Source organism: Citrobacter sp. Colony219, assembly GCF_019382635.1.
Classification (GTDB): Bacteria; Pseudomonadota; Gammaproteobacteria; order Enterobacterales; family Enterobacteriaceae; genus Citrobacter; species Citrobacter youngae.
Genome location: NZ_CP080033.1, coordinates 2318482 through 2322912 on the forward strand (window position 1 = coordinate 2318482; position 4431 = coordinate 2322912).

Sequence of the window (4431 nt, forward strand, 5' to 3'; positions counted from 1 at the left end):
ACTGAGCTTACCGATAAATACCAGGGTAATGCCTTCGCTGGCGAGTTCATGCGACATCAGCGTATAGATAAAGATACCGGGTAAGGTGGTAAGTGCCGATATTACGGTAAATGACCAGAACGGAATGGCCGTCAGCCCATAGGCGTAATTTTGAATATTATAGGGGAACAGCGGCACGAGCCGGGTCAGGATCAGAAAGTCTATTCCGCTTTGGGCAATTCCTTTTTCGATCGCCTGAAACGTCGCCGTATGCCCGACATGTTTCAGTAATAGTTCCCGCCCAAGCCAGCGTGCCAGTAAAAATGACAGCGCCGAGGCCACGGTTGCTGCCACTAACGAGATAAGCGTCCCTGCCACGGGGCCAAACAGCACACCGCCGACAATCACCAGTATGCTGCCGGGGATCAGGCACAGCGCCGCAACGATAAATAGCAGAATATAAAGCGCGTAGCCGAACAGCCCGCTTTGGTGGATGACATCTTGCAAATGATGGAGATTGGTTATCAGGTCGGTCAGACCATAATGATGGAAAACTCCCGCCAGAACGCAGAACAGGACCGCGACAATCAGCAGCCGGTATTCTGCTTTATGCGAACTTCTTTTTCATGGGGGTTCTCCTGTAAAACCGAGTGCAATGGAGCATTTTCGTCAGCGAAAAGTGCGCGCGAAGATATAATAAATTCCCGGCCGCAACAATGTATTACCGTCGCTTTATTGATTTTGCACAGAATAAACAGACTCTCCAGGCCGGGCCCGGAGAGTAAAAAACATAGGAGGTCAGACGCGGAATTTAGCCCATACCGGCGCATGGTCGGACGGTTTTTCCATGCTGCGAATTTCATAGTCGATGCCGGTTTCTTCGCAGCGTTCCGCCAATGGGTTGCTCGCCAGCAGCAGATCGATACGCAGACCACGGTTATCGTCAAAGCCTTTTGAGCGGTAATCAAACCACGAGAACTGGTCATTCTTTTCAGGATTTGCGTGACGATAGGTATCCACCAGACCCCAGCCCAACAGGCGTTCCATCCACTCACGCTCCTCCGGCAGGAAGGAACATTTTCCGGTACGCAGCCAGCGTTTACGGTTCTCTTCGCCAATGCCGATATCGAGATCGGTTGGGCTAATATTCATATCGCCCATGATCAATACCGGATTGTCGCGCTTCAACTCTGTCTCAAGATAGTTTTGCAGGTTCTGATAAAACGCGGCTTTGGCCGGGAATTTAGTTTCATGGTCACGGCTTTCGCCCTGCGGGAAATAGCCGTTGATCACAGTGATGCTGCCCAGAGGGGACGGAATTTCTGCCATGATGATACGACGCTGCGCTTCTTCGTCATCGCCCGGGAAGCCACGACGTACCGCAATTGGCGTTTCTTTCGTTAACAGCGCCACGCCGTAATGACCTTTCTGGCCGTGATAAAAGACGTTGTAACCGAGCTTTGCTACCTCTTCGAGAGGGAACATATCGTCGTGGACTTTTGTCTCCTGTAAGCCAATAACATCCGGTTGGTGTTTTTCGACAATGGCTGCCAGTTGATGGGGACGGGCACGCAGGCCGTTGATATTAAAAGAGACAAATTTCATAGTCACTGCCACTTTGCAAGATGAATAGTGCAAGGATGGTAGCAGAATTTCTGCAGACTGACTGCTTCTTGTCACCTGATTCCAACAATGATTGCTAATGGTGTTAACGATGGAGCAAAAACTGCACCGTTTTGGCGCGAAGCGCGCTGGAATGGAGCAATAATTTCCGAAAAATTTCGTATACGATCACAATTCCAGAATTATATTTGGCAACTGAATAAAACTGCGTTTTTTCCTCTGTTTAGTCGCCTGATGCGCAAACATATTCACTTTATATGCACATATAGTGAATATCGTCACGTTGTAACCTGTTGATATTCCGTCCTCGACCTCCGTTTATGCACTTTTTTCGCTGGCTGGCACGAACCCTGCAATCTACATTTACACCGCAAACACTATATTTATTAACATATAAATAACCTTTTATTTACCGTTGAGGTCGCTATGTCTCTGTCAATTACGCGTGAAAATTTTGATGAATGGATGATGCCTGTATACGCTCCGGCCCCTTTTATTCCGGTGCGGGGTGAAGGTTCACGTCTGTGGGATCAGCAGGGTAAAGAGTATATCGATTTCGCGGGAGGCATTGCGGTTAACGCGCTGGGTCACGCCCATCCGGCATTGCGCGAGGCATTAAACGACCAGGCGAGCAAATTCTGGCATACGGGAAATGGCTACACCAACGAGCCGGTATTGCGTCTGGCGAAAAAGCTCATTGACGCCACCTTCGCCGAGCGCATTTTCTTCTGTAACTCCGGCGCAGAAGCCAACGAAGCGGCACTAAAACTGGCGCGTAAATATGCCCACGATCGTTTTGGTAGCCAGAAGAGCGGGATTGTGGCGTTTAAAAATGCATTCCATGGCCGCACGCTGTTTACCGTCAGCGCCGGTGGTCAGCCCGCCTATTCACAGGATTTCGCGCCGCTGCCGCCGGATATCCGCCATGCCGTGTATAACGATCTCGATTCTGCCAGCCAGTTGATTGATGACACTACCTGTGCGGTTATCGTCGAGCCTGTCCAGGGCGAAGGCGGCGTGGTGCCGGCAACAAACGCGTTTTTGCAGGGGCTGCGTGAATTATGCGATCGCCATAATGCGCTGCTGATTTTTGATGAGGTTCAGACCGGGGTTGGCCGTACCGGCGAACTGTATGCCTATATGCACTATGGTGTGACGCCAGACCTGCTGACGACGGCCAAAGCCCTTGGCGGTGGTTTTCCTATTGGGGCGTTATTGACCACAGAACGTTGCAGCAGCGTGATGACCGTGGGCACGCACGGTACAACTTACGGCGGAAACCCATTAGCCACTGCCGTAGCGGGTAAGCTGCTGGAAATTGTTAACACGCCGGAAGTCCTCAATGGTGTGAAACAGCGTCATGACTGGTTTGTGGAGCGTATTAACGCCATTAACGAACGTTTTGGACTGTTTAGCGAAATTCGTGGGCTTGGACTGCTGATCGGCTGCGTACTGAATGCGGAATATGCCGGGAAAGCAAAACTCATCTCGCAAGAAGCGGCCAATGCAGGGGTGATGGTACTGATTGCCGGCGCTAACGTGGTGCGTTTCGCGCCAGCGTTAAACGTCAGCCAGGAAGAGGTGGCAACCGGGCTGGATCGTTTTGCGCTGGCATGCGAACGCATTAAAGCAGGAGGTTCATCATGATGGTGATTCGCCCCATTGAACGTGCTGATATTACCGCGTTGATGCAGCTTGCCGGTAAGACCGGCGGCGGATTGACCTCGCTACCGGCGAATGAAGCGACGCTAATGGCGCGTATCGAACGTTCGCTACAAACCTGGCGCGGTGAGTTGCCCAAAAGTGAGCAGGGATATGTGTTTGTGCTGGAAGACAGCGCCAGCGGAACTGTGGCGGGGATTTGCGCCATTGAGGTGGCGGTAGGACTTAACGATCCCTGGTACAACTATCGGGTCGGTACTCTGGTGCATGCCTCGAAAGAGTTGAATGTCTATAACGCATTGCCGACGCTGTTTCTCAGTAACGATCACACCGGAAGCAGTGAGCTTTGCACGCTGTTTCTCGATCCGGACTGGCGTAAAGAAGGTAACGGCTATTTGTTGTCGAAGTCGCGCTTTATGTTCATGGCCGCGTTTCGTGACCGTTTTAACGAAAAAGTCGTTGCAGAGATGCGGGGTGTCATTGATGAACACGGTTATTCACCGTTCTGGCAAAGCCTCGGCAAACGTTTTTTTTCAATGGAATTCAGCCGCGCAGATTTTCTCTGTGGCACCGGACAAAAAGCCTTTATTGCTGAGCTGATGCCTAAACACCCTATTTACACCCACTTCCTGTCGGAAGAAGCACAAAGCGTGATTGGCGAAGTGCATCCGCAAACGGCGCCAGCCCGTGCGGTGCTGGAGAAAGAGGGGTTTCGCTACCGTAACTATGTCGATATTTTCGACGGCGGGCCGACACTGGAATGCGATATCGACCGGGTGCGGGCAATACGTAAAAGCAGGCTGGTGGAAGTGGCGGAAGGTCAGCCAGCAACCGGCGATTATCCGGCCTGTCTGGTTGCCAATGAAAACTATCAAAACTTCCGCGTCATGCTGGTTCGCGCAGACCCGGATACCCAACGTCTGGTACTGACGGCGGCACAACTGGATGCCCTGAAATGCCACGCGGGCGACCATGTACGTTTTGTGCGTCTTTGTGCAGAGGAGAAAACAGCATGACACTATGGATAAACGGTGACTGGGTGACGGGGCTGGGCGAGCGTCGGGTGAAAACCAACCCAGTAGGTGGTGATGTGCTGTGGCACGGCAATGATGCCGATGCAACTCAGGTGGCGCAGGCGTGCCACGCAGCGCGTACGGCTTTTGCCGG

General features: G+C 52.0%; 4 protein-coding genes and 1 pseudogene. 3 read left to right on the forward strand and 2 right to left on the reverse strand.

What is annotated here, in order from left to right; all coding sequences use genetic code 11:
• Both JTI85_RS10190 and xthA read right to left on the reverse strand, forming a co-directional pair.
• Nucleotides 1-555: TVP38/TMEM64 family protein (locus JTI85_RS10190; protein WP_219352576.1), on the reverse strand; the 555-nt coding region annotated here is incomplete at its 3' end.
• Nucleotides 556-777: 222 nt separating this feature from the next.
• Nucleotides 778-1584, reverse strand: coding sequence for an exodeoxyribonuclease III (gene xthA / locus JTI85_RS10195; RefSeq protein ID WP_003030642.1), 807 nt, complete (start codon nt 1582-1584; stop codon nt 778-780).
• Nucleotides 1585-2028: 444 nt separating this feature from the next.
• On the opposite strand from xthA, the gene JTI85_RS10200 reads away from it, so the two are divergent.
• From JTI85_RS10200 to astD, 3 genes and pseudogenes are all read left to right on the forward strand, one after another.
• On the forward strand, nt 2029-3249 hold the full coding sequence (locus JTI85_RS10200) for an aspartate aminotransferase family protein (RefSeq protein ID WP_061067774.1): 1221 nt from the start codon (nt 2029-2031) through the stop codon (nt 3247-3249).
• Entirely contained in the window at nt 3246-4280 is a 1035-nt protein-coding gene (gene astA, locus JTI85_RS10205; RefSeq protein WP_048211892.1) for an arginine N-succinyltransferase, read from the forward strand. The genes JTI85_RS10200 and astA overlap by 4 nt, the downstream gene beginning before the upstream one ends.
• Nucleotides 4277-4431: pseudogene (gene astD / locus JTI85_RS21380) on the forward strand (N-succinylglutamate 5-semialdehyde dehydrogenase); the annotation flags it as partial. The gene astA and the pseudogene astD, both read left to right, overlap by 4 nt.

What these genes read in the sequence shown, in the direction of transcription:
- xthA (WP_003030642.1), bottom strand. Translation starts at nt 1,584, where the DNA reads ATGAAATTTGTCTCTTTTAATATCAACGGCCTGCGTGCCCGTCCCCAT.
- JTI85_RS10200 (WP_061067774.1), top strand. Translation starts at nt 2,029, where the DNA reads ATGTCTCTGTCAATTACGCGTGAAAATTTTGATGAATGGATGATGCCT.
- astA (WP_048211892.1), top strand. Translation starts at nt 3,246, where the DNA reads ATGATGGTGATTCGCCCCATTGAACGTGCTGATATTACCGCGTTGATG.